The sequence below is a fragment of the Serratia sp. SCBI genome, assembly GCF_000747565.1.
Taxonomy (GTDB): Bacteria; Pseudomonadota; Gammaproteobacteria; order Enterobacterales; family Enterobacteriaceae; genus Serratia; species Serratia ureilytica.
On record NZ_CP003424.1, the window covers coordinates 3,089,037 to 3,112,743 of the forward strand.

Genomic DNA, 23,707 nt, shown 5'->3' on the forward strand with positions numbered 1-23,707 from the left:
TGCAGCCATCAGCCTCAAATTAATTACATTTTTATCACTTATAATTTATTACTTGAAAATATACCAGCACCATTAATCATCAGTCATTGGAAAAATATCCCTTGACTTTCTATTACTCAGTACAAACCATATGGAATTTTAGAGCATTGGGATAAGGAAAAAACAGTGATCGATGACGTCACGCTTTCCACCTACTCTTACTCATTTGTGTTTTTATACTTTTTCCTGTCAGTCTTAGTATTTGTCGGGCTTTATCACCTAAAACAAAAAACCAACAATAGAAAATCCTATTCCCTTTTTGTGATAGCTACCACAGTAAATTTATTTGCAAGCATCATCCAAGGTTTAGTATTTAACTATGGTTCTGAGATACTGGATCCAATTCTCAATATAAAATTTCAAGACTATGATGAGGTGTGGTACGCCAGTATTATATTCGCCCTTACTTACCTGTCTCAATTACCAACTAACCTCTATTACAAAAGAAAGACTAAGAATAATGCGAATAATAGCAAAGACATCACCTGACATATACAGCCTCACGTCACTAAATTGAAGCTTGCGAACATATAATGCGTTAGCCAAAGAATTTAGTCACTCACATTCAAAGCTCTCTCTTAGGAAAGAAATCAAGTCAAACTCATCCAGTTATCGAGTTTCACTGTCTGGCCATAAGATCTAATCAGCAGGAATGCCTTATGCGATTTTCCATTGTAAAAAATAAAAGCGGCCAGGTTCCGCCGCAAAGCAGTTGCGATTTTCTGCCGCCGGGCGGCACCATCGGCCGCAGCGTGGACAACAACCTGGTGCTGCCGGACGAAGAGCGCGCCATTTCCCGTCTGCAGGCGATCGTGCACATTTCCTCTGACGGCGAATGCCGCATCACCAATCGCGGCAACGTCACCCGCGTGCTGCTGAACGATATTCCGCTGGAACGAGGCCGCCAGGTTGAACTGCAGGATGGCGACGTACTCGGCATCGACGATTACCAGATTGAAGTCAGCGCACTGCAACAGCACGCCGCGCCGCAGGCTCAACCGGTGGCCAAGGCCGTTGCCGCTGCTGCGGCCTCTGCAGCCGCCGCCAAAGAAAAATCCGCCGCGCCGATCCCCAACGAAATCTGGGACAGCCTGGTGGAAGAATTTACGCCGAACGCGCCGGCCGCCGTCACACCGCCGCCGATCGCCAATCCGGACAATCATCCGCTGCTGGATACCCCCGCTCGCGAGCTGAACCCGGCCGATCCGCTGGCGCAGCTGGCGGGCGATGTCGATCTGCGCCAATTGCAGCAACAGCAAACCGATCCGGCCGCCCTATTCAACACCGACTCCACTTTTGAGCGTGAGCATATCCTGGCCGACACCACCCCCAGCGCGCTGCTGGCGGAGCAGGCTGCGCCACCGCGCCCGGCTCCCCCCGTCCAGAATGCGCAGCAACCGGAACAAGAGCTGGATCCGCTGGCGCTGTTCGGCGGTTCATCCGCGCCCGCTTCGCCAGAGACGTTAAACAGCAACGACCCGCTGGGGCTGTTGATGGGCGGCGCCGTGCCGCTGGCTCAGCCGGAGGAACCGGCACAACCGCCGTCCCCACCACCGGCGCCGATCGCCGCACAACCGCAAGCGCCGCGCCCTCAACCGACGCCGCCGCCGGTGCAGAGACCCGAGCCGCAGCCCCAACCCGCACCGCAGTTCAGCCAGCAGGAACCGCCTGCGCAACCTCCGCGCCCGCGCCAGGGCAACCGCTTGGGCATCGATCCGGTCGCCTACCAGTCCGCCCAGCGGCAGCACGCCGCCGCGCCGAATGGCGACACCTTGGAGGGGCCGCTGCTGACGGCGCTGTTGCAAGGCATCGGTCTCGACGATCTGCAGCCGCAGCCGCATTTCGACGAACAACAGATCCGCCAGGCCGGCCGCCTGCTGAGCCTGTTCTCGCAAGGCACCGTCGCCCTGCTCTCATCCCGCTCGATCCTCAAGCGCGGCGTGAAGGCCGAGATGACCATGATCCTCGACGAGGCCAACAACCCGTTCAAACTGCTGCCTTCGGGGAAAACAGTGCTGATGCAGATGTTCGGCAGCCAGATGCCGGGCTTTATGCCGCCGGAACAGGCGGTGCGCGACGCGCTGATCGATCTGCAGGCGCACCAGCTGGGGATGATCGCCGGCATTCGCGCCATCATCGCCGCCATGCTGCAGTCCTTCAACCCGGAGCGCCTCGAAGAGGAAGCACGCAAGGAAGGCGTGGCGCCGCGTCTGTCGCTGCCCGCCAACCGCAAGGCCGCGCTGTGGGACTACTTTGTGAAGAACTATCAGCAAACCTCCGGCGAAATCGAGGACGATTTCCACACCCTGTTCGGCGAAGCCTTCCTGCACGCCTATGACGTTGAAGTGAATCAATACAAAGACTCACAGACCAAACCGGACGCGTAATGAATATCACCATAGCCTCTACCTCCAACCAGGGCGGCCGCGCCTCCAACCAGGATCAGACCGGCGAGGTGCTCGGCAACCGCGCCGCCTGCTTCGTGGTGTGCGACGGCATCGCCGGCTTTCCGGGCGGCGATATCGCCGCCAAACTGGCGCGCGACACCATTTTGCAAAACTTCGACGGCGAAAAGCACCTGAACGCCCAGAGCATTCGTCAGCACATTACGCGCGCCAATGCCGCCATCCACCAGCAGCAGCGGCAGTCGGACGAATACAGCAAGATGGGCACCACGCTGGTCAGTCTGTTTATCGATCGCGATTACCAGCTGGCCTACTGGGCGCACGCCGGCGACAGCCGCCTGTACCTGTTCCGCCGCGGCTACCTGCATGCCGTCACCACCGACCACAGCCTGATCCAACAGATGCAGGACGCCGGTTATCAGACCAACGGCATCAACAGCAACCTGCTGTATTTCGCGCTGGGGCTCAACGAAGAGCGCGACGCCACCTACAGCGACGTGCTGCAGCTGGAAGACGGCGACGTTTTCCTGCTGTGCACCGACGGCTTCTGGCACAGCTTCAGCCAGGCCGAACTGGAACAGTCGCTGCACATGGTCAACTCCCCCAGCGAGTGGATCGCCCTGATGCAGCAGGCATGGAAGAAAAACAATAACAGCGATAACTACAGCGCTATCGCCGTCTGGATTGGCTCACCGCAGGAAACCACCCTGCTGCATTCGCTGGCGGATGCGGAACGGTTTCTCATCCGCGACTGAGTCGGCGCACATTCACAGCAAGGTTCACTATGAAATACTGGATGCCGGGGCTCGTCGCCCTGATGGCGGTACCGACCGCGCAGGCGATGAACTATCGCCTGGTTTACTCCCCCAGCCAGAAGCTGGAAGTGTTTATCGATGACGTCAAGAACAGCAATCCGGAAAGCTGGTGCGGCAAAAGCATCCCGCTGCGCATCGTCTCGGCGCAAGGCAAAGATCCGGCCGTGTTGAACGACTTTCTGCCCCGCGTCGGCAGTCTGCTGGAAAAGCAGTGCCCAAAAGCCGGTCATCTGCCCTGGACGCTGACCGACAAGCGCGGTGAGAAGCTGGCGACCGGCGAAGCCGCCAAAGCGCGCGGCTGGAAACCGGTGGTCAAACAAGAGACCGCCGAGCAGCCGCAAACCCCGCCGCCGCCGACCATTCCTGCGGCAGTGGCCGTCACCTCTGCGCAGGCGGACACCGCGCCGCCACAGCGTTTCAGCCTGCCGCAGGGCTGCCACTTCCGCACCTTCTGGGGTGACGAAGCCACCGGCGGCGCGCTGTTCATTCCCGCCGGCGACGCGCTGCGCTGCGGCGAGGACGGCTGGCTGCAAGGCAGCGGCGCGGTCACGCTGCAACACGGCGGGCAAACCCTCTCGCCGACGCTGTGGTTCCTGCAAGGTTACCCGCTGGCGAAGATCAACGGCGGCGATCGCGCGCTGACCGTCGTCAGCGCCAACGCCCAACGGCTCATTTTAGGCGGCAACCCGCAGGCGCCGGGCAGCTTCCTGCTGCTGACCTTCGAACCGCAGTTGCACGCCTGGGCGTTCAACGGTGAAGCGATCGTTGAAATGCCGCGTGTCGACGCCGCCGACGAGACCAAGATCACACAGCGCGTGCAGCAGGCGCAAACCGCCTGGCAGCCGCTGCTGAGCGCCTCCGCCACGCTGACCTTCAAGCTGGTGGAACAGTTGGCCGCAGACCGGGTCGATCCCGCCAGCGGCAGCTACCTGTCGGTTAACGGCGCCACTCACTGATTATAAGGAAAGCCTGTGAAATCATTAGCAAGCATGCTGCAAGGCCAGTCGATCGCCGCGGCCATCACCGCCGTCGAGAACGATATCAAGGCAAAACCGGCGGATGCCGACCTGCGCGCCGCGCTGGTGCAACTGCTGTGTCTGAGCGGCAACTGGACGCGCGCCAACGCGCAGTTGAAATCCTGGCAGGCGCTGAAACCGATCGCCCAACCAACCACCTTGCTGCTGATGCAGTCGGTCAACGCCGAGCTGCAACGCCAGGCAGTATTCGCCGGCACGGCCGCGCCGACGCTGCTGCGGCAGGCGCATCCCTGGCTAAAACTGATGGTGCAGGCGCTGCATCAGGATGCGCAAGGGGCGGCCGAGCAGGCCCAGACGCTGCGCGATGAGGCGCTGGAGGCCGCCCCGGCCGGCGCCGGGCGGTTAATGTTGGCCGAAGGCGACCAAGAGCGGCAGCTGAGTTTCGACTGGCTGACCGACGGTGACGGCCGCCTCGGGCCGGTGTGCGAGCTGGCGCTCAACGGCGTTTACTACTGGGTGCCGTTTGCCGACATCGCCGCGATCCAGTTCCAGGCGCCACAGAGCGCCATCGATCTGGTGTGGAGCCATGCGCTGGTGCGCCTGACCGATGGCCGCGAACAGGTATGCCAACTGCCCGCCCGTTACCCGCTGCCCGAAGGCAGCGACGACGCGCTGCTGCTCGGCAAACGCACCGAATGGCAACCGCTGGGCGACGGCGCCCACTATGCGGGGCTGGGCCTGAAGACCTGGCTCAGCGAAAGCGACGAATTCCCGCTGCACAGCCTGCGGCAGTTGAGCTTCGACGCGAGCGCCTGACCATGAACGACAAGCGCCCCCCCACTATGACGGCGGCGATCTGCGCCGCCAGGGCTATCGCTCTCGTCAGGACAGCGAACGCCTGACTTCACGCGACAAAATGCAGCCGGTGCTGCTCGATATGCTGACCGACGACGAACCGCAGAAAAAGCAGGAGGCGCAGGTGCGCAACCTGGTGTCGCACAGCGAGCTGCGCCGCCGGGTATTGCGCGATTTGCAGTGGCTGTTCAACTGCGTCAACAGCGAATCCAATCTGGATCTCGGCGATTTTCCGCAGGTGCGGCGTTCCACCCTGAATTACGGCATCGCCTCGCTGGCGGGCAAGCGCATGTCGGACATCGAATGGCTGGACATTCAGCGCGCGCTGACCGATTCCATCCTCCATTTCGAGCCGCGCATTCTGCCCGACGGGTTGCAGGTGCGCTGCATTTCGGACACCGGCTCGCTGGATCTGCACAACGTGCTGTCGATCGAAATCAAGGGCCGCCTGTGGTGCGTGCCCTATCCGCTGGAGTTTCTGTTCCGTACCGACGTGGATCTGGAAAACGGCCACTTCGATCTGAAAGACATAGGGTAAGGCGATGGACAGTAAACTGTTAGATTATTACAACCGCGAGCTGGCCTATCTGCGTGAGATGGGCGCCGAGTTCGCCGAACAGTATCCGAAGGTCGCGGGCCGTCTCGGCATGCGCGGCATCGACGTGGCGGACCCTTATATCGAGCGTCTGATGGAGGGCTTCGCCTTCCTCACCTCGCGCGTGCAGCTGAAAATGGACGCCGAGTTCCCGCGCTTTTCTCAGCGCTTGCTGGAGATCATCTACCCCAACTACCTGTCGCCGACGCCGTCGATGGCGATCGCCGAGCTGCAGCCGGACAGCAGTAAAGGCGATATCAGCAACGGCTTCGTGGTGCCGCGCGGCACCATGATGGACAGCCAGACGCTGAAGAAAAGCGGCATTACCTGCAGTTACACCACGGCGCATGACGTCACGCTGCAGCCGGTGCGCATCGCCGGCGTCGAGCTGGGCGGCATTCCGGCCGATATTCCGCTGGCCTCGCTGGGGCTGCAGCACAGCGGCTGCGTCAGCGCGCTGCGCATTCGGCTCGAGTGCTACGAAAGCGTGACGCTCAACAACCTGCAGCTGGACCAATTGATGTTTTACCTGGCCGGGCCGGACATGCAGGCGCAGCAGCTGCTGGAGTTGCTGATGCAGCACAGCGTCGGGCTTGTCTGCCAAACGGTGGAGGCTCAGCCGCAGCGGCGGGCGCTGGCGTTGGACGGGCTGCGACAGGAAGGCTTTGCCGCCGATCAGGCGCTGCTGCCCAACGATCTGCGCAACTTCGAAGGCTACCGGCTGCTGCAAGAATATTTCGCCTTCCCGGCGCGCTTCCAGTTCTTCAGCGTCAACGGCCTGCGCCCGCTGTTGCAAAGCGTGCGCGAAGGGAAAAAGGCGCTGCGCCAGTTCGAAATCGTGGTGCTGCTCGATAGGCACGACGCCGCGCTGGAACGAGTGGTCGACGTTGCCCATTTGGCGCTGCACTGCACGCCGGTGATCAACCTGTTTCCGAAAGTGGCCGAACGCATCGCGATCAACGAAAAGAACCACGAATACCATCTGGTGGTCGACAATATCCGGCCGCTGGATTACGAAGTGTTTTCGGTGCAGCGGCTCGGCGGCAGCGCCAGCGAAAAACGCTACGAGCAAGAGTTTCGGCCGTTTTACAGCACCCTGAGCGCGGACGATGGCAACTATGGCGCCTACTTCTCGCTGCGGCGCGAACAGCGCACGCTGTCGGAGCACGCCCGCCGCTACGGCACCCGCACCGGCTATGCCGGTTCGGAAGTGTTCGTATCGCTGGTGGACGAACGGCAGTCGCCGTGGCACAGCGATCTGAAATACCTCACCGCCGACGTGCTGTGCACCAGCCGCGACCTGCCGTTGATGCTGTTGCAGCAGGATCAGGGCAATTTCGTGATGCCCGATTCAATCCCGATCAAGCAGGTCTCGCTGCGCAAAGGCCCTACACCGCCTCGTCCGGCGCTGGCCGAAGGGATGATCACCTGGCGGTTGATCAGTCAGCTGCAGCTGAATTACCTCAGCATGATGGACGGCGATCCGGAACAGGGCGCCGCCAGCCTGCGCCAGCTGCTGGGGCTGTACGGCAACCTGAGCGAGCCGGCGATCGCCAAACAGATCCAGGGCGTGCGCCACTGCAACCTGCGGCCGGTCTATCGGCGAGTGCCTGAACCCGGCCCCATCGTGTTCGCGCGCGGTATCGCCATCGATCTGACGGTCGATGAGCAGGCGTTCTCCGGCAACAGTCCTTACCTGCTCGGCAGCGTGCTGGAGCGCCTGTTCTCGCGCCTGGTGGCGATGAACACCTTCACCGAGATGACGCTCTCCAGCCAGCAGCGCGGCGAGATCGCCCACTGGCAGGCGCGCATGGGCAAAAGGACGCTGATATGAGCGCGGAGATGATCGCCACCGAACTGGCGCCGCCGCAGATCAACGCGCTGTATCGCCTGCCGGACGACTTCTGGCCGCGGCTGCGCAGCGCACCTTACAAGCACGATCTGTTTCAACTGCTGCGGCGCATCGACGCCCAGGGCGGCCAGCCCTACCTGCTGGGGCGCGCGCCGCTGCCGCGCCACGAGATGCTGCGCCTGGGCCAGGAACCTTCGCTGTCGTTCGCGCCCTCCACGCTGGCGCAGGTGACGCCGCGCGCCAACAGCCCGCTGCACGACGTTTCGATCTTCAGCTTCGGCCTGTTCGGCCCCAACGGACCGCTGCCGCTGCACCTGACCGAATACGTGCGCGAACGGGTGTACCACCATCAGGACACCACCCTGCTGGCGTTCACCAATCTGTTCCATCACCGGCTGACGCTGCTGTTTTACCGCGCCTGGGCCGACGCGCAGCCGACGGTGTCGCTGGATCGCCCGGACAACCGGCGCTTCGACGAGTACCTGTCGAGCCTGATCGGCATCGGCCAGCCGGCGCAGCAAGAGCGCGACAGCATCAACGCCCACGCTAAACATTTTATGGCCGGTCATCTGATTCGCCACAGCCGCGATCCGGAAGGCCTGAGCAAAATTTTGCAGCAGTATTTCAAGGTGCCGGTGCGCATCGTCGAAAACGTGCCGCACTGGCTGCGGGTGGAGCCGCGCGAGCAGGCGCGGCTCAAGGCCGGACGCGGCGCGCCGCGGCTCGGCGAGTCGGCCTTTCTCGGCATCGCGGTGCGGGATATCCAGCACAAATTCCGCATCGAGCTGGGGCCGATGCCGCAGCAGGACTATGACCGCTTTCTGCCCGGCGCCGATCTGTGCCGGCAACTGCGCGACTGGGTGCGCCAATACCTGGGCATCGAGTTCGTCTGGGAAGTGCGCCTGATCCTGGCGAAGGAACAGGCGCACGGCATCCAGCTCGGCGGCGCGCAGCGATTGGGCCTGAGCAGTTGGCTGGCCGACCATCGGCGACAGCGCGATCTCGACGATCTGATCTTCAGCCCTGAACCGCTGGAAAACCCGTTCTGACCCTATTTCGGCCGACGCCCGGCGGCGTCAGGCCACTCTGAGACCTGAGGAAAACCATGTCTGAAATCAGCCGCTCGGTATTATTCGGCAAACTGGATAGCCTGTTATTCACCTCTCTGGAAAGTGCGACGGCGTTTTGCAAGCTGCGCGGTAACCCCTACGTCGAATTGGCGCACTGGCTGCATCAGCTGATGCAATCGCCGGACGGCGATCTGCAGCAGATCGTTCGCCACTTCGCGCTGGACGAGGCGCAGCTGGCGCGCGACATCGTCGAGGCGCTCGATCGCCTGCCGCGCGGCGCCAGCGCCATCTCCGATCTGTCCGAGCACATCGACAGCGCGGTAGAACGCGCCTGGGTCTATGGCTCATTGAAGTTCGGCGCAGCGCGCATCCGCGGCGGCCACCTGCTGCTCGGCATTCTGAAAACCTACAGCCTGCGCCACCTGCTGAAGGCCATTTCCCCGCAGTTCGAGCGCATCAACGCCGATCTGCTGATGGAACAGTTCGCCGCCATTACCGCTCACTCGGCGGAAAACGCCCAGGATGCGGCGGCGCAAAGCGGCGCCGAGCCCCTGCCCGGCGCGGCGCGCAGCGGTGAAAGCGTGCTGGCGCAGTATGCCCAGGATCTGACTGCCAGAGCGCGCAACGGCGAGATCGACCCGGTGGCCGGCCGCGATGAAGAGATCCGGCAAATCGTCGATATTCTGATGCGCCGCCGCCAGAACAACCCGCTGCTGACCGGCGAGGCCGGCGTCGGCAAAACCGCCGTGGTGGAAGGCCTGGCGCTGCGCATCGTGGCCGGCGACGTGCCGCCGCAGCTGCGCGACGTGAAGCTGTGCCTGCTGGACATCGGCATGCTGCAGGCCGGCGCCGGCGTCAAGGGCGAGTTTGAAAAACGGCTGCAGGCGGTGATCGACGAAGTGCAATCCAGCCCGACGCCGATCATCCTGTTTATCGACGAAATTCACACCCTGATCGGCGCCGGCGGCGCCCAGGGCACCGGCGACGCCGCCAACCTGCTGAAACCGGCATTGGCGCGCGGCCAACTGCGCACCATCGGCGCCACCACCTGGTCGGAATACAAGAAATACATCGAGAAGGATCCCGCGCTCACCCGCCGTTTCCAGGTGGTGCAGGTGCACGAACCGAGCGAAGACAAAGCGCTGCTGATGCTGCGCAGCACCGTCAGCCCGCTGGAGCAACACCACCGCGTGCTGCTGCTGGATGAAGCGGTGGACGCCGCGGTGCGGCTGTCCCATCGCTATATTCCGGCCCGCCAGTTGCCGGACAAGGCGGTGGCGCTGCTGGATACCGCCTGCGCGCGCGTGGCGGTCAGCCAACATGCCGAGCCCGCCCAGGTCGAAGACTGCCGCCACCGCATCGATGCGCTGCAGATAGAGTTGGATATCGCCCGTCGCGAGACCAAGGTCGGCATCGGCGATCCCCTGCGCCCGCAGGAGATTGAAGCCCAATTGACCGCGCTGCGCCAGGAACTCGAACAGTTGACCGAGCGTTGGCAGCAGGAGCTGGCGCTGATCCAGCAGATCATCACGCTGCGCGCCCAACTGCACGCCCAAGAAGAGGCGAGCACCGACGAAGAGACGCAAACGCGCCCTGATGCCGACGCGCTGCGCGCCCAATTGGGCGAACTGCAGCAGCAGCTGAGCGCGCTGCAGGGCGAAGCGCCGCTGATCTTCGCCGCCGTCGACGCCAACATCGTGGCGGCGGTGGTGGCCGACTGGACCGGCATCCCGCTGGGCCGCATGGTGAAAAACGAGATTGAAGCGGTGCTGCAGCTCTCCGACACCCTGAATCAGCGCGTCATCGGCCAACGCCATGCGCTGGATCTGATCGCCCGCCGGGTGCGCACCTCACGAGCGCGGCTGGACGATCCGAACAAACCGGTCGGGGTATTCCTGCTGGCCGGGCCCTCCGGCGTCGGCAAAACCGAAACCGCGCTGGCGCTGGCGGAAACCCTGTACGGCGGCGAGCAGAACGTCATCACCATCAACATGAGCGAATTCCAGGAGTCGCACACCGTTTCGACGCTGAAAGGCGCGCCGCCCGGCTATGTCGGCTACGGCGAGGGCGGCGTGTTGACCGAGGCGGTTCGCCGCCGTCCTTACAGCGTGGTGCTGTTGGACGAGATCGAAAAGGCGCATCCGGACGTACATGAAATCTTCTTCCAGGTGTTCGACAAGGGCTGGATGGAGGACGGCGAAGGCCGTCATATCGATTTCCGCAACACCATCATCATCCTGACCTCCAACGTCGGCACCGATCTGATCGCCGGGTTGTGCAGCGATCCGGAGCTGCTGCCGGAGCCGGAGGCGCTGAGCGGCGCGCTGCGCCAACCGCTGCTGTCGGTGTTCCCGGCCGCCTTGCTCGGCCGCCTGCTGGTGGTGCCGTATTACCCGCTGACCGACGCCACGCTGGGCAACATCGTGCGCCTGCAATTGGGCCGCATTCAGCGTCGCCTGGCGGAGAATCACGACATCGTCTGCACCTTCGACGACGCGGTCATCGAGCAGATCGTCAGCCGCTGCACCGAGGTGGAGTCCGGCGGCCGCATGGTCGACGCCATCCTGACCAACACCCTGCTGCCGCAGATCAGCCACACCCTGCTGACCGGCAGCGCCAACGACCAGCGCTATCGCCAGCTGCATATCGCGCTGCAGAACAACGAATTCATTTGTCAATTTCAGGCATAACGCCGCGGCCGCCGAGACGGCGGCCCTTTGAACACAGAGAGTCATCACTATGTCGGGAACCGGGATAACCAAACCGAATTCGAACAGCCTGCCGAGCGGCTATCGATTCAATGAATTCGAGATCCAGGAAGCGATCGGCGAAGGCGGCTTCGGCATCGTCTACCGCGCCTACGATCACCAACTGGAACGCACCATCGCCATCAAGGAGTACATGCCAACCTCGCTGGCGAAACGCAACGACGATCTCAGCATCGGGCTGCGCGGCGAACGCTTCGGCAAAACTTTCCAGGCCGGGCTGAACAGCTTTATTCAGGAGGCGCGTCTGCTGGCGCGCTTCTCGCATCCCGGTCTGCTGCACGTGTTGCGCTTCTGGGAAGAGAACGGCACCGCCTATATGGGCACCCAGTTTTACAGCGGCACCACGCTGAAAAACCTGCAGGCGCAGCAGCCGGAGAAAATCGACGAGGCGTGGATCCGTCGGCTGCTGCCGCCGCTGTTCAGCGCCATCAACACCATCCATCAGGAAGGCTATCTGCACCGCGACATTTCGCTGGATAACATCCAGATCCAGGAGAGCCAGCTGCCGGTGCTGCTGGACTTCGGGTCGGCACGCAAAGAGATCGGCAACCTGTCGGACGAAACGGAGATCATGCTCAAACCGGGCTTCGCGCCGATCGAGCAGTACACCGAGAACAGCGACGGCGAACAAGGGCCGTGGACCGATATCTACGCGCTCGGCGCCGTGCTGCACACGCTGATCGTCGGTTCGCCGCCGCCGGTCAGCGTGGTGCGCAGCATCGAAGACAGCTACCAGCCGCTGACCGAGCGCCGCCCCGCTGGCTACTCGCCGGAGCTGCTGCGCACCGTCGATCGCGCGCTGGCGCTGAAGCCGGAAGACCGCCCGCAGACCATCGACGAAATGGCCGAGCTGTTGCATCTGCCGATCGCCGATGAAAACGAAATCATCAGCACCCCGGCCGCCGCGCCGGAGAACTTGCTGGTCGCCGCTAACCCGGCCGCCGCTGCGGCCGCAGCCGGCACCGTTACCGCGCGCGGCACCCAATTCTCGCGCCCGATGATGGCCGGCGCCGGCGTCGCCGCGCTGCTGGTGATCGGCGCGATCGCCTGGCTGAGCGGCGGCAAGGACGATGCCCAGGCCGTCGCTCAAAACAGCGAGACGTCACCGGCGCAGAAAACCCTGACGCAGCAGCCGAGCGCGCCGCAAACCGCGCAGCCTGCGGCGGCGGAACCTGAAAAAGCGGCGCCGCCGGCGCAACCGGTGGCGTTGGTGTACTTCAAACTGCAACCGGGTGAGCAGGTCAGCCTCGACGGCAAGCCGCAGCAGGTGACGCCGGGCGAAAACGGCTTCGCCAGCCTGAACCTGGCGCCGGGCCGCTATCAGCTGGAGATCCGTCACAACGATCGGCTCCGCCGCCAGCAGCTCAGCATCGACACCGCCGGCACCTGGCTGGTCAACCCGGCCACTGCCGGCTAATCCCGTTCTGAAACTCCGCCTCGGCGGGGTTTCCCCTATTTCATGAGACTGACGAGCAACTGCCCCCCTCATTGGCCGCGCGGCAAGGCCGCTGCAACGCCGGAGTATGCAGGGCATGACGTCAATCACAGAGGACGTTCTCATGTTGGATCGCATTATTGCGCACACGCCGCTGGGCCAGGAGCAACTGCTGTTTCGCTCGCTGGACGGTATCGAAGCGCTTTCCACTCCTTTCGACTTCTCTATTGAATTGCTGAGCACCGACGCGCGCCTCGATCGTAAAGCGCTGCTCGGCCAACCGCTGACGCTGGAAATTCCGACCCAGGGCTTTCTCAGCGCCCCGCGTTACCTGAACGGTAAGATCACCGCCATCGCCGTCAGCAGCGAAGAGATCGGCGGCACGCGCTACGCGGTGTACAACCTGCACGTGCAGCCGGATCTGTGGCCGATGACCAAAGACCGCAATTTCCGCATCTTCCAGGAACAGACGGTGCCGCAGATCGTCAAGACCCTGCTGGCGGAGCACAACGTGCAGTTGGAAGATCAGCTGACCGGCGACTATCGTCTGTGGGGCTACTGCGTGCAGTACAACGAAAGCAGCTTCAACTTCATCAGCCGCCTGATGGAGCAGGAGGGCATCTATTACTATTTCAAACACGAAATGGGCAAACACACGCTGGTGCTCGGGGACGCCCCCCACCATCACCAGCCCTATCCCGGCTATGAGATGATCCCCTACCACCTGACGCCGTCGGGCGGCAGCACCAGCGAGGAAGGCATCAGCCAGTGGACGTTGTCCGATCGCGTCACGCCGGGCATCTACAGCCTGGACGACTACGATTTCCGCAAACCGAACGCCTGGCTGTTCCAGGCGCGGCAAAACCCGGTCTCGCCGACGCCGGGGCAAATCGACGTTTACGACTGGCCGGGCCGCTATACCGAGCATCAGCAGGGGGAGTTCTACGCCCGCGTGCGCCAGGAAGCCTGGCAGGCCGAACATCAGCAGATCCGAGGCACCGCCACCGCCATGGGCATTGCCCCCGGCAGTACCTTCACGCTGTATAACGCCCCGCATGCCGACGACAATCGCGAATATCTGACGCTGCAGGCCAGCTACCATCTGAAAGAGAATCGCTACGCCAGCGGCGACGATCAGAGCAGCGAACACCGCATCGACTTCATCGTCCTGCCGGCGGACGTGCCCTGGCACCCGCCGCAGCAGGCCACCTGGCCGAAAACCCACGGACCGCAGACCGCCCGGGTGGTCGGCCCGGCCGGCGAATCGATTTGGACCGACAAATACGGCCGTATCAAGGTGAAGTTCCACTGGGATCGCTTCGGGCCGAAAGACGACGGCAGCTCCTGCTGGGTGCGCGTCTCCAGCGCCTGGGCCGGCCAAGGCTACGGCGGCGTGCAGATCCCGCGCGTGAACGACGAAGTGGTGGTGGACTTTATCAACGGCGATCCGGATCGGCCGATCGTCACCGGGCGCGTCTATAACGAAGCCAGCATGCCGCCGTGGGCGCTGCCGGCCGCCGCCACCCAGATGGGCTTTATGAGCCGCACCAAGGACGGCACCGCCGACAACGCCAACGCCCTGCGTTTCGAAGACAAGGCCGGCGCCGAACAGGTGTGGATCCAGGCGGAGCGCAACATGGACACCCAGGTGAAAAACGATGAAAGCCACACCATCGCTAACGACCACACGCATCTGGTGGGCGGTAACCAGATCAAACGGGTGGTGCTCAATCAGGCGACCGGCGTCAAAGGTGAATCCTCCGCGCTGACCGGCAAAACGCGCAGCGACGCCGTGGTCAATGCCTTTACCCTCGGCTCCGGCGAATCGCTGCGGCTCGAGTGCGGCGAAAGCGTGATCGAACTGCTGGCGGACGGCCAAATCAACATCACCGGCACCAGTTTCAATATCACGGTGAAAGAGGATGGCGCGATCAACACCGGCGGCCAGCTGGATCTCAACCAGCCTGGCGGCGCCGCACGCACCGCCGCACCGGGCGGTGGCCATCAGGCGGCAATCCAGAGCGCCGTCGATCAGCTGTTCCCTAAAGAGTAGGTAATTGGTACGCCGGGAAAGCCGGTTAACGCCGCCCCTCGGGCGGCAGTACCGGCAAAAACGCCGTCCGCTGTCCCCCCTTTTGGCAAGGAGATGAATAGGCTGGCGGCAAAATCACTGACGTTAAGCCAACACAACGGGCTGAATCTGTACCGCCCATCGATTCAGCCTTCTTTATCATTTCCCCTTCACCACTTTTTCACCGTCTGGTAAATATCGAGGTCGAAATAGCCGTCGGCTTCGCAGTCGTTGAGATAGTGTTCATAGCTCACCCCCTCAACCGGCTGATAGCCGCTGGCCGGCAGCAGCTTCTGATAGAACTCGCCCCATACCCGCTCGAAGTCGCCATCGCTGATGCGCACGTGGTAAACCGCGTACTGCCCGGCGGGCAGCGTCTGCACGGTCACGCCCTCGCTGCCCGTCGGCAGCGCGAAATCGTCCGCCACGCTCATCACCACGTCGGCGCGCAGCTTTTCCGGCGCCACTTCTGCCGGATCGTCCCAGTACAACACCAGCCATTTGCCGAACGGCACATCGTGGCGCTGCCGCCATGCCAGCAGTTGCTGCGAGCCCTGCGGGATGGTCTGTGGATACGGCCCCACCACTCTTACCCCCACCACCTTCTCCGCCGCTTTATCGATAATCCTCACGCTCATCGCCCTTATCCTCTCTCTTTATCTCAGGCGCCGATTTCGGTACGCACGTCCAGCAGTTCGGGGAAAAAGGTCAGGTCCAACGCCTTTTTCAGGAAGCTGACGCCGCTGGAACCGCCGGTGCCCGACTTAAAGCCGATGATCCGCTCCACCGTTTTCATATGGCGGAAACGCCACAGATGGAAACTCTCTTCGATATCCACCAACTTCTCCGCCATTTCATACGCTTCCCAATAGGTCTGCGGGTTGTCGTAGATCACTTTGAACGCCGGCAGCAGATCCGGGTTGCGCTGATAGGGCTGCGTCCAGTCGCGCTTGAGGCACTCCTGCGGGATCGGCAAACCGTGGCGCGCCAGGTACAGCAAGTATTCGTCGTACAGGCTCGGCGCTTCGAGGATCGCCTTCAGCGCCGCGTGTTTTTCCGCATCGCTGCTGAACACCGCCAGCATGGCGGCGTTCTTGTTGCCGAGCAGAAACTCGATCGACCGGTATTGATGCGACTGGAAGCCCGAGGAACTGCCCAACACATCGCGAAACTCAACGTATTCCGACGGCGTCAGCGTTTCCAGCACCGCCCACTGTTCGAACAGCAGCCGCTGGATCTGTTTGACGCGCGCGAGAATTTTAAAACAGTGGCTGAGTTTGTCCTGCTGCACCAGCCGCAGCGCCGCCTGTAGCTCGTGCAGCATCAGCTTCATCCACAGTTCGGAGGTTTGGTGCTGTATCACGAACAGCATTTCGTCATGATGCGGCGGGTTGGAGAGCGGGTGCTGGCAGTCCAGCAGTTGGTCCAGGCACAGGTAGTCGCCATAGCTCATGCGTTTGGAAAAATCGGTGACAATCGCGCTTTCTAATTCCCGTTTGTTCATCTGTGATCTCCGTTGCGCCCAGCACCCCATCGGCCTGGAACGTGCCGCAAAGAGAAAACAATAGTACAGAACCCGCCGCCCCGAAGGGCGATAAACGAGAGATGCTTCGCAGATCTCACTCATCCGCGTCACCCCATGGCCGCCGCCCTTTGCTGTTTAGTAAACAACCAGCCCTGCGCCTGACGACTCTCACAAATGCGCGATCCCGTGCGGGTTTAGCCCCGGTTGCGGCTTGCCTGCGCCCGCCTTCCCTTATAGATTGCAGGCTAACGGCAGGCAGCAAGGGATCGGCAAATGGCAAATATTCGTGATGTCGCGCGGTTGGCCGGCGTGTCCATCAGCAGCGTGTCGAACCTGCTGAATAATCGCAGCCACCAGATGAGCGCACAGACCCGTCAGCGCATCGAACAGGCGATGGACACCCTGGGCTATCGTCCGGCGCGCACCGCAGTGAACCTCGCGCCACAGGCGAAGATCATCGGCCTGCTGCTGCCGTCGATCGTTAACCCGAGTTTTTCGGCGCTGGCGCACGCCGTCGACAGCGCGGCGCGCGCTCACCGCTACCGCGTCTTGCTCGGCAACGCCTACCGGCAGGAACAGGAGGAAGCCGCGTTTATCGACGATATGTTTCTGCATGGCGTGCGCGGCATCATCGTGGCGGCGAGCGACATCCGCCAGACCCATTTTGTCCGGGCGGCCGAGCGGGGCATGAAGATCGTCAGCTATGACAGCCCGTTCGCCGAACCGATGGCCGCCGACAGCCGGTTGTTCGACAGCGTGTCGATGGACAATCTCGCCGCCGGGCGTCTGGCCGCGCAGCACCTGCTCGAACGCGGCTGCCGACATATCGTGTTCGCCACCGAAGCGGCGCTGACCGTGGGGCGCAGCCACAAGATCGACGGTTTTCTGAGTGCGCTGGGGCACAACTTGAGCGAACGCCAACGGGTGATCGAAGGCAAAGCCACCAGCGCCTACGGCGACACGGAGATGTTCGAATTGGGGCTGACGCTGGCATCCCGCATCCTCGCGCTGACGCCGCGCCCGGACGGCATCGTGGCGATTAACGATGCGCTGGGCATCGGGCTGATGGTGGGGCTGCGCGCCGCCGGCATCCAGGTGCCAGCAGAGATTTCGGTGGTCGGCATCGACAATATCGCGCTTGCCGGCCTGGCCGAACCGGGGTTGACGTCGATCGGCCCGCCGCTGGCCGAGATGGCGCAGCTGATGGTCGAACGCCTGATCGACCGCATCAACAATGATTCGCAACCGCCCGGCGAGTTTCTCTTCCCGCCGACGGTCATCAGCCGGCGTTCCGTCAAAACCGCCGGTTAATACGGTAAAAACGGCTTACCCAGACGATACGCAGCCGGCATCGTCCGGATCGGCGCAGCCAAAATCAGAAAAAACAGCGTCGTCGCAATAAATAAACGGCGCGACGCTTTATGCACGCAACGTCGTTATTCAGCACGCCGCTCATGACTTTGGGCCGGGCCGCTATTATTCCGATTAACCACATGGGAAAAACCATGATGAAAAAAACAATGCCAAAGGATATTGAACGCAGTGCCATCAGGAAATTGACGCTGCATATTGTCCCCCTCATGATCTTGTTGTATTTCCTGGCCTTTCTCGACCGCAACAATATGGCCTACGCCGCCAAAGCGTTGGAAGATAATCTGGGATTGACCGCCTCGGCTTTCGGCTTCGCTTCCGGAATTTTCTTTATCGGCTATTTCCTGTTTGAAATACCCAGCAACGCCGGCACCATTAAATTCGGCCCGCGCATCTGGTTCGCCAGAATATTAATTTCCTGGGGCATCTTCGCAACCCTGCTCGGTTTTGTGCGCACGCCGCTGGAGCTGTATATTTGCCGTTTTATGCTGGGCGTGTGCGAGGCCGGTTTCTTTCCCTCGGTGGTGTATTATTTCACGGTCTTCTTCCCGGAAAAATACCGCACCAAAATTCTCGGCATGTTCATCATCGTCCAGCCGCTGTCCAACGCGGTCGGCTCGCCGATTTCCGGCTTTATTCTCAATATTCAGCATGACTGGTTCGGCTTCGCCCCCTGGCAGCTGCTGTTCATCCTCGAAGGGCTGCCGCCGATCGTCATCGGCCTGCTGATCCCCTTCCTGATCAAGAACTCGCCCAAGGACGTCGGTTATCTGAACGTGGAGGAAAAAGCCTGGCTGATGAGCAACGCCGGCCGCTCCAAATCCGGCTCAAAAATCACGCTGGGCGACTTCCTCAAGGGCATTAAAAACAGAAAGTACCTGCTCTACGCGCTGCTCAACTTCGGCATGGTATGCGGCATTTACGGCTTCGGCACCTGGCTGCCGTCGATCATCAGCGCCATTTCCGGCAGCGATATCTTTCGCGTCAGCCTGCTGGCGCTCATTCCCTACGGCCTGGCCGCGCTGCTGGTGTATCCGTGGAGCCTGTGGGCCAGCAAAACCAAAAAAGCTCGGCGTGTTCGCCGGCCTCAGCATGGTGATCGCCGCCATCGGCCTGATGGGCGCGGTGACATTTTTTAAATACGACCCGTTCGTCGCGCTGTCATTCCTGTGCATCGCCGCCATCGGCATCTATACCGCCGTGCCGCCGTTCTTATCCATGCCCGCCAATATCTCCACCGGCGCGGCCGCGGCCGCCGGGCTGGCGGTAGTGAGCTGCATCGGCAATATCGGCGGTTTCGTCGCCCCCTATGCGGTGGGCGTGCTGAACGATCTGACCGGCAGCAGCGCGCCGGGGCTGTTTTTCCTGGCCTCGTGCCTGCTGGCGACCGGTTTGATCTGCATTTTCTACTGCGCCAAACAGCGTGAAGGCGTCATCAATTCTTAACGAACCAATAAGGAGTCAATCATGGGCGATCTTGCGGGCAAAAAGGTCTTTATCACCGGGGCGGAACAGGGCATCGGCCGCGCCACCGCAGAGCGGCTGATCAAGGCCGGGTGCGACATCTATTTTCACTACCACAGCGACGAAAGCGGCCCCAAGGCGCTGGTGGCGCTGGCCCATTCACTCGGACAAAAGGCCGCCTACGGCTACGCCGATCTCATCGACACCGACGAAACGCTGCGCTGCGTCTCGGCCGGCGCCGAGTTTCTCGGCGGCATCGATATTCTGATCAATAACGTCGGCGGCATCGTCGGGCGCAAATGGCTGGGCGAGATCGATCGCGCCTTCTGGCAAACCGTGATCGACGTAAACATGACCACCATGCTGAACGTGACCCAGAGCGCGCTGCCGCACCTGAAGGCGGCGCCGAACGGCGCCAGCATCATCAACCTGGCCTCGCTGGCAGGCCGCGCCGGCGGGCACGCCGGCTCGCTGGTCTATTCCGCCACCAAGGGCGCGGTGCTCACCTGGACGCGCTCGCTGGCGGCGGAGCTGGGCGAGCACGGCATCCGGGTGAACGCGGTGGCGCCCGGCCTGATCCTCGGCACCCGCTTTCATAATCGCCACACCACCCAGGCATCGGCGGAGGAAACTGTTCGCGCCATCCCGCTGGGCCGCGCAGGCACGCCGGACGACGTGGCCCGCGCCATCGCTTTCCTGGCGGCGGAATACGACGGCTTCATCTCCGGCGCCACTCTCGACATCAACGGCGGCATCTTCCGCATGTAGTTCAGCTGCGGGCGGCACGGCCGCCCCCTATTCAGGAATCGCTTTATGATCAAATCCGCCATCACTCACCCGCCGCTGCTCGCCGCGCTGGCGCAATGCGGGCATAAAACCCAGGTGCTGATCGCCGACGGCAATTACGCCTGCGTGACGCACGCGCCGAAAGACGCCACCGTGGTCTATCTGAACCTGGCGCCCGGCACGCTCGCCGCCCCGCCAATCCTGGAAAAACTGCTGGCCTGCATCAACGTGGAAAGCGCGGCGCTGATGGCCTGCCCGCCGGACTTCACCAACACTATCGAAGCCGAATACCGGCAACTGCTGCCAGAACATTGCCCGATCGAGCACCTGCCGCGCGAGGCGTTTTACGCCGCGGTCAAATCGGATCGGACGCTGCTGGTGATCGCCTCCGGCGAACGGCGCCGCTTCGCCAATCTGCTGCTGACGGTGGCGCCGGTGGTGTGAAAGAGGTAGGGGGTGTGAAGGATAAAATGAGGGGGCCAGCCCCCTCATGCCGTTACAGGTCAGCGACCCACTTCTCCAGTTCCCCCGCACGTTCCGCATCGATATAGCTGGTGGCCCAGCCAAACAGGTAAGCGAAGGCGAAAATGCCCACCGTCGACGACACCAGCGTCGGCGCGAAAAACGCGGCGATAGCGGAGAGCGTATACCCTGCGCCGATCGACAACCCGAGCGCTTCGAGCTGGTTGCGGAACGCTTTCCAGTTGCCGGTTGAGAAACCTTCAATCGCGGCGTTTACCAGATCCGCGCCCTTGATCGCCCAGTCCACCCCGGTGAAGACCTTGCCCAATACCCGCGCATTGCGGGCATACTGTTCCGCATCGATCATTTTCAGCCAGGCGACAATCGCCGCTTTGTCCTGCGCCTTGAGCTTTTTGTTCAAGCCCTTCGTCAATTGCTCGTAGGTTTTCTCCGCATCTTGCACGTTGCGGATATATTTTCCTTGAATTCCCGCCTCCAAATCCTTGGCGAGTTTGGCGTATTTCGCGCCGATCTTTTCCGCGATATCTTTATTGATACCTGCGGCCAGGCTGACGCCATCCTTGATGGCTTTTAATTCCGCATTTTGATATTCGACGAATTCCTTAACGATCGTTTTTACCGAGCCGGGTGATTTTACCGGCTTGCCGTTGGCATATTTCACCTCCATGGCATTCAGGTTATCCCCTCTCACCACGGCGATAAACGCGGGCCGGTTCTTATTGGCCTTATAGTAGAGGCTGTAGGTCGCCACTCCGTCTTGCTTTTCCACCTTCAAATGATGAAAACCGTAGTAACTCCCGGTGGTGCGGGTCGTCGAGAATTCGCCGGTTTTGCCGTTGCCATGCCAGCCGCTGACGGGCCGATCGCGATGCGAGTCTGTCACGAAACTGCCTAACGAAGAGGCGCCGATCTGCCCGGCATTCAGGCCATTGTTGCCGCCTTTGCCAGGGGGTGAGGATTTGCGCGCATGGCCGGTTTCGATATCCCCGATCGCCACTGTCACCCCCTTGGCGTTGACCCCCATCACCAGCCCCCCCAGGCCAATGTGCTTCGCCTGCTCGGCCGTCAAACCGGTGGCGGAAAGGCTCAGCGTGCCGGATGGGCTGACGCTTTCAATATGCAATTTCGCATCCGGGTTAATTCTGCGCGCCGCCTTAATCACCGCCTCCAGCTTCATGCGCAGCGCCGGATCGTTTTGGATCGCCGCTATCTGTTGCTGTTCCGGGCTGTTGCCAACGCCGGCGCCGCCGCGATCGCGATCGCCGGAATGGCCTTTATCGCCGCCCCCCGGCTCAGGGCCCGTACCGCGTTCAGAACTCCAGTTAGTCCCATCTCCTTTACCACCATAATTAAATCCAGGCATATGCTTTCATCCTTATTTCGTTTTATTTTTAAGATGCCGATATTCTCGTTTAACGCGGATTGACACGCGCATTATCCCTATCGGCAAACCGTTTTTAGCTGCCCGTCATTTATAAAAAACCGCAGAAATAAGGACAACGGATGGCGGCTGTCTGGTCGGTGAAACAAATAGGATCGCGTCTGCATAACCTGAATATATCGCCGCGGGTCACGCCTGGATGGCTGCGACCTGTTCAGAAGTCATTGGCACACGCTATGAATTGCAATTACAATCATCGTAATTGCAACTTAAAGGGAATGCTCCGCATGTCGCTTCAACGTATAACAATGCCTGCCGCCTCCGCCAGGACCAGAACCCTGGCCGAAGCTTGTATCCGCAAGATGGCCTCCGTCAGCCAGAACGCCGGCGCGGCGCTTCCCTCTTCCACCGCCTGGACGGCGGAAGCCTTGAGCGAACTAAACGCCAGTGGCAACATCTGGCTCATCGACGGCAGAAGGCGCGCCGAACCGCCGAGCTCCCGCTACGCCACCGCCTGGCCGCTCTGGTTTGGCCATCAATCAGAACGTTATGAGAAACCGTTGTTTTACGTCGTCAACACCCCTTCGGTGGACATGCTCCGCGGGCTTGAGCCGGAAACCAATCGCAAGGGGATTTTCATCAGCGATGCGGATACCGGCAGTACCGACTTGCCGAAAGGCGTGCAGGCCTGGTTCCCGCTCCAGCTCACCGCCATGCCGGACTGGCTGCCTTTCGATCCGGCCAATGCCCGGGAAACCGGCGCGATACTCCATCACGCCCTGCACGCGCTCTATCTGGAGGGAACGAGAAAGATGGTGTATCTCGCGACCAACGCAGACAATGACGCCCCCGCTTCCGGTGAGCCGTTTGTCGCAGAGCAGGCGTTCAAGGGGATGTATCGTGTCGCGACGGCGGCGGACTCGCCGTTGCAGGTTCGCCTGTGCGGCGCAGGCAGAGCGCTCGCCCGCGTTCAGCAGGCGGCTGAGGTGTTGAAAAATTGGGGCATCGCGGCCGAAATCTGGAGCTGCCCCAGCTACACGCGGTTGGCGCAGGATGCCGAACTCGCCGACATGCAGCGCCAGGACAGCGGCGGCGAATGCCATCTGAAAACGTGTCTGGGCGCCGGGAATGCCCCCGTCGTCGCCGTCACCGACTATTCGCATCTGCTCGCCAATCAGCTCAAGCGGTTCATTCCCGCACGCTTTGCCGCGGTGGGTTCGGATTCTCGCACCCGGGGCGAAATTCACTATCCACAGGCGGAATGGATTGCGCTATGCGCCCTCAAACTGCTGGCCGACGAGCAGAAAATTCCCTCGACGCTGATCGCCGATGCGCTGCGCGTTCTGCACATCACGCCCGATGCCTGATCACGCTCTGGCCAGCTGCATCGCGTTGTCCAACGCGTCGGAGAAGCGTGCGATCTCTTCTTCGCTGAACTGATTGAGAAAGTGGGTTTTGACCACCGCGCGGTAGATCTCCCACATTTTTTTCCGCAGGGCCTTGCCTTCCTCGGTGATGGTGGCGAAGGAGGCCCGACGGTCGTCATCCGAACGAAAACGCGTGACCAGCCGCTCTTTTTCCAGGCGATCCATCAGGCGGGTCAGGTTATAACGCTCAATCACCAACACGTCCGCCAGTTCATGCATGCGGCGCGTGCCGTTTTCCCCGCTTTCCAATCCCCATAACACGTCATACCAGGCGTACGCCGGCAGCCCCGCCTCCGACAATTGCGTTTCTATCTTTTTGATGATTGCCCGGTGCGCGCGCACGAAGGAGAACCACAGGTCGGGTTGTTTATCTGTCATGTCAGTTTTC

General features: G+C 61.7%; 19 protein-coding genes and 1 pseudogene. 16 read left to right on the forward strand and 4 right to left on the reverse strand.

Features of this window, described 5'->3' with window-relative positions:
- Positions 1-165: 165 nt before the first annotated feature.
- The 11 genes from SERRSCBI_RS14555 (at position 166) to SERRSCBI_RS14605 (ending at position 14,864) form a co-directional block, all read left to right on the forward strand.
- Complete coding sequence (locus SERRSCBI_RS14555) at positions 166-528, forward strand: hypothetical protein (protein WP_042784887.1); 363 nt, start codon at positions 166-168, stop codon at positions 526-528.
- 170 nt (positions 529-698) lie between these two features.
- Positions 699-2,426, forward strand: a complete 1,728-nt coding sequence (tagH, locus tag SERRSCBI_RS14560) for a type VI secretion system-associated FHA domain protein TagH (protein ID WP_042784888.1) — start codon at positions 699-701, stop codon at positions 2,424-2,426.
- Positions 2,426-3,199, forward strand: coding sequence for a PP2C family serine/threonine-protein phosphatase (locus SERRSCBI_RS14565; RefSeq protein WP_033643559.1), 774 nt, complete (start codon positions 2,426-2,428; stop codon positions 3,197-3,199). Before tagH ends, SERRSCBI_RS14565 begins: the two co-directional genes overlap by 1 nt.
- Positions 3,200-3,228: 29 nt before the next feature.
- A complete protein-coding gene (locus SERRSCBI_RS14570) occupies positions 3,229-4,215 on the forward strand; it encodes a hypothetical protein (RefSeq protein WP_042784890.1) in 987 nt (328 codons plus the stop codon).
- A 15-nt stretch (positions 4,216-4,230) separates the two neighbouring features.
- Positions 4,231-5,052, forward strand: a complete 822-nt coding sequence (locus tag SERRSCBI_RS14575) for a type VI secretion system accessory protein TagJ (protein ID WP_033643561.1) — start codon at positions 4,231-4,233, stop codon at positions 5,050-5,052.
- Positions 5,053-5,152: 100 nt separating this feature from the next.
- On the forward strand, positions 5,153-5,629 hold the full coding sequence (locus tag SERRSCBI_RS14580; protein ID WP_228287358.1) for a type VI secretion system baseplate subunit TssE: 477 nt from the start codon (positions 5,153-5,155) through the stop codon (positions 5,627-5,629).
- A 4-nt stretch (positions 5,630-5,633) separates the two neighbouring features.
- On the forward strand, positions 5,634-7,520 hold the full coding sequence (gene tssF, locus SERRSCBI_RS14585) for a type VI secretion system baseplate subunit TssF (protein ID WP_033643563.1): 1,887 nt from the start codon (positions 5,634-5,636) through the stop codon (positions 7,518-7,520).
- The gene (gene tssG / locus SERRSCBI_RS14590; RefSeq protein ID WP_021505743.1) at positions 7,517-8,587 is read left to right on the forward strand and encodes a type VI secretion system baseplate subunit TssG; all 1,071 of its coding nucleotides are present in this window, start codon (positions 7,517-7,519) and stop codon (positions 8,585-8,587) included. The genes tssF and tssG overlap by 4 nt, the downstream gene beginning before the upstream one ends.
- A 56-nt stretch (positions 8,588-8,643) precedes the next feature.
- Positions 8,644-11,298, forward strand: a complete 2,655-nt coding sequence (gene tssH, locus SERRSCBI_RS14595; protein ID WP_042784892.1) for a type VI secretion system ATPase TssH — start codon at positions 8,644-8,646, stop codon at positions 11,296-11,298.
- Between the two features lie 49 nt (positions 11,299-11,347).
- Complete coding sequence (locus tag SERRSCBI_RS14600; RefSeq protein WP_042784894.1) at positions 11,348-12,793, forward strand: serine/threonine-protein kinase; 1,446 nt, start codon at positions 11,348-11,350, stop codon at positions 12,791-12,793.
- 142 nt (positions 12,794-12,935) lie between these two features.
- Entirely contained in the window at positions 12,936-14,864 is a 1,929-nt protein-coding gene (locus tag SERRSCBI_RS14605) for a type VI secretion system Vgr family protein (protein WP_042784895.1), read from the forward strand.
- Positions 14,865-15,052: 188 nt separating this feature from the next.
- Here SERRSCBI_RS14605 and sbmC read toward each other — a convergent pair whose 3' ends face one another.
- Together sbmC and kynA are read right to left on the reverse strand one after the other, a co-directional pair.
- Positions 15,053-15,520, reverse strand: coding sequence for a DNA gyrase inhibitor SbmC (gene sbmC, locus SERRSCBI_RS14610; RefSeq protein ID WP_042784896.1), 468 nt, complete (start codon positions 15,518-15,520; stop codon positions 15,053-15,055).
- Between the two features lie 23 nt (positions 15,521-15,543).
- A complete protein-coding gene (gene kynA, locus SERRSCBI_RS14615; protein ID WP_033643569.1) occupies positions 15,544-16,386 on the reverse strand; it encodes a tryptophan 2,3-dioxygenase in 843 nt (280 codons plus the stop codon).
- A 294-nt stretch (positions 16,387-16,680) separates the two neighbouring features.
- Between kynA and SERRSCBI_RS14620 the strand changes: the two genes are divergently transcribed.
- From SERRSCBI_RS14620 to SERRSCBI_RS14640, 4 genes and pseudogenes are all read left to right on the forward strand, one after another.
- Entirely contained in the window at positions 16,681-17,718 is a 1,038-nt protein-coding gene (locus SERRSCBI_RS14620; RefSeq protein ID WP_042784897.1) for a LacI family DNA-binding transcriptional regulator, read from the forward strand.
- Positions 17,719-17,987: 269 nt separating this feature from the next.
- Positions 17,988-19,224 (forward strand): annotated as a pseudogene (locus SERRSCBI_RS14630) (MFS transporter).
- Between the two features lie 21 nt (positions 19,225-19,245).
- Positions 19,246-20,010: an SDR family NAD(P)-dependent oxidoreductase gene (locus tag SERRSCBI_RS14635; RefSeq protein ID WP_042784898.1), complete on the forward strand. Its 765-nt coding sequence runs from the start codon at positions 19,246-19,248 to the stop codon at positions 20,008-20,010.
- 45 nt (positions 20,011-20,055) lie between these two features.
- Positions 20,056-20,472, forward strand: coding sequence for an RbsD/FucU domain-containing protein (locus tag SERRSCBI_RS14640; RefSeq protein ID WP_033643572.1), 417 nt, complete (start codon positions 20,056-20,058; stop codon positions 20,470-20,472).
- 52 nt (positions 20,473-20,524) lie between these two features.
- On the opposite strand, the gene SERRSCBI_RS25295 is transcribed toward SERRSCBI_RS14640, so the two are convergent.
- Positions 20,525-21,874, reverse strand: a complete 1,350-nt coding sequence (locus tag SERRSCBI_RS25295; RefSeq protein WP_042784899.1) for a colicin-like pore-forming protein — start codon at positions 21,872-21,874, stop codon at positions 20,525-20,527.
- 305 nt (positions 21,875-22,179) lie between these two features.
- Here SERRSCBI_RS25295 and SERRSCBI_RS14650 point away from each other — a divergent pair, with 305 nt between their 5' ends.
- A complete protein-coding gene (locus SERRSCBI_RS14650) occupies positions 22,180-23,259 on the forward strand; it encodes a hypothetical protein (RefSeq protein ID WP_042784900.1) in 1,080 nt (359 codons plus the stop codon).
- On the opposite strand, the gene SERRSCBI_RS14655 is transcribed toward SERRSCBI_RS14650, so the two are convergent.
- A complete protein-coding gene (locus SERRSCBI_RS14655) occupies positions 23,260-23,697 on the reverse strand; it encodes a MarR family winged helix-turn-helix transcriptional regulator (RefSeq protein ID WP_033643576.1) in 438 nt (145 codons plus the stop codon).
- Positions 23,698-23,707 lie beyond the last annotated feature (10 nt).

Excerpts from the sequence above, each read along its gene's own strand:
- SERRSCBI_RS14580 (WP_228287358.1), top strand. The coding sequence starts at position 5,153 with ATGCAGCCGGTGCTGCTCGATATGCTGACCGACGACGAACCGCAGAAA.
- SERRSCBI_RS14620 (WP_042784897.1), top strand. The coding sequence starts at position 16,681 with ATGGCAAATATTCGTGATGTCGCGCGGTTGGCCGGCGTGTCCATCAGC.
- tagH (WP_042784888.1), top strand. The coding sequence starts at position 699 with ATGCGATTTTCCATTGTAAAAAATAAAAGCGGCCAGGTTCCGCCGCAA.
- SERRSCBI_RS14570 (WP_042784890.1), top strand. The coding sequence starts at position 3,229 with ATGAAATACTGGATGCCGGGGCTCGTCGCCCTGATGGCGGTACCGACC.
- tssF (WP_033643563.1), top strand. The coding sequence starts at position 5,634 with ATGGACAGTAAACTGTTAGATTATTACAACCGCGAGCTGGCCTATCTG.
- tssH (WP_042784892.1), top strand. The coding sequence starts at position 8,644 with ATGTCTGAAATCAGCCGCTCGGTATTATTCGGCAAACTGGATAGCCTG.
- SERRSCBI_RS14600 (WP_042784894.1), top strand. The coding sequence starts at position 11,348 with ATGTCGGGAACCGGGATAACCAAACCGAATTCGAACAGCCTGCCGAGC.
- SERRSCBI_RS14635 (WP_042784898.1), top strand. The coding sequence starts at position 19,246 with ATGGGCGATCTTGCGGGCAAAAAGGTCTTTATCACCGGGGCGGAACAG.
- SERRSCBI_RS14605 (WP_042784895.1), top strand. The coding sequence starts at position 12,936 with ATGTTGGATCGCATTATTGCGCACACGCCGCTGGGCCAGGAGCAACTG.
- SERRSCBI_RS14640 (WP_033643572.1), top strand. The coding sequence starts at position 20,056 with ATGATCAAATCCGCCATCACTCACCCGCCGCTGCTCGCCGCGCTGGCG.
- SERRSCBI_RS25295 (WP_042784899.1), bottom strand. The coding sequence starts at position 21,874 with ATGCCTGGATTTAATTATGGTGGTAAAGGAGATGGGACTAACTGGAGT.
- kynA (WP_033643569.1), bottom strand. The coding sequence starts at position 16,386 with ATGAACAAACGGGAATTAGAAAGCGCGATTGTCACCGATTTTTCCAAA.
- SERRSCBI_RS14650 (WP_042784900.1), top strand. The coding sequence starts at position 22,180 with ATGTCGCTTCAACGTATAACAATGCCTGCCGCCTCCGCCAGGACCAGA.
- SERRSCBI_RS14655 (WP_033643576.1), bottom strand. The coding sequence starts at position 23,697 with ATGACAGATAAACAACCCGACCTGTGGTTCTCCTTCGTGCGCGCGCAC.
- SERRSCBI_RS14565 (WP_033643559.1), top strand. The coding sequence starts at position 2,426 with ATGAATATCACCATAGCCTCTACCTCCAACCAGGGCGGCCGCGCCTCC.
- tssG (WP_021505743.1), top strand. The coding sequence starts at position 7,517 with ATGAGCGCGGAGATGATCGCCACCGAACTGGCGCCGCCGCAGATCAAC.
- sbmC (WP_042784896.1), bottom strand. The coding sequence starts at position 15,520 with ATGAGCGTGAGGATTATCGATAAAGCGGCGGAGAAGGTGGTGGGGGTA.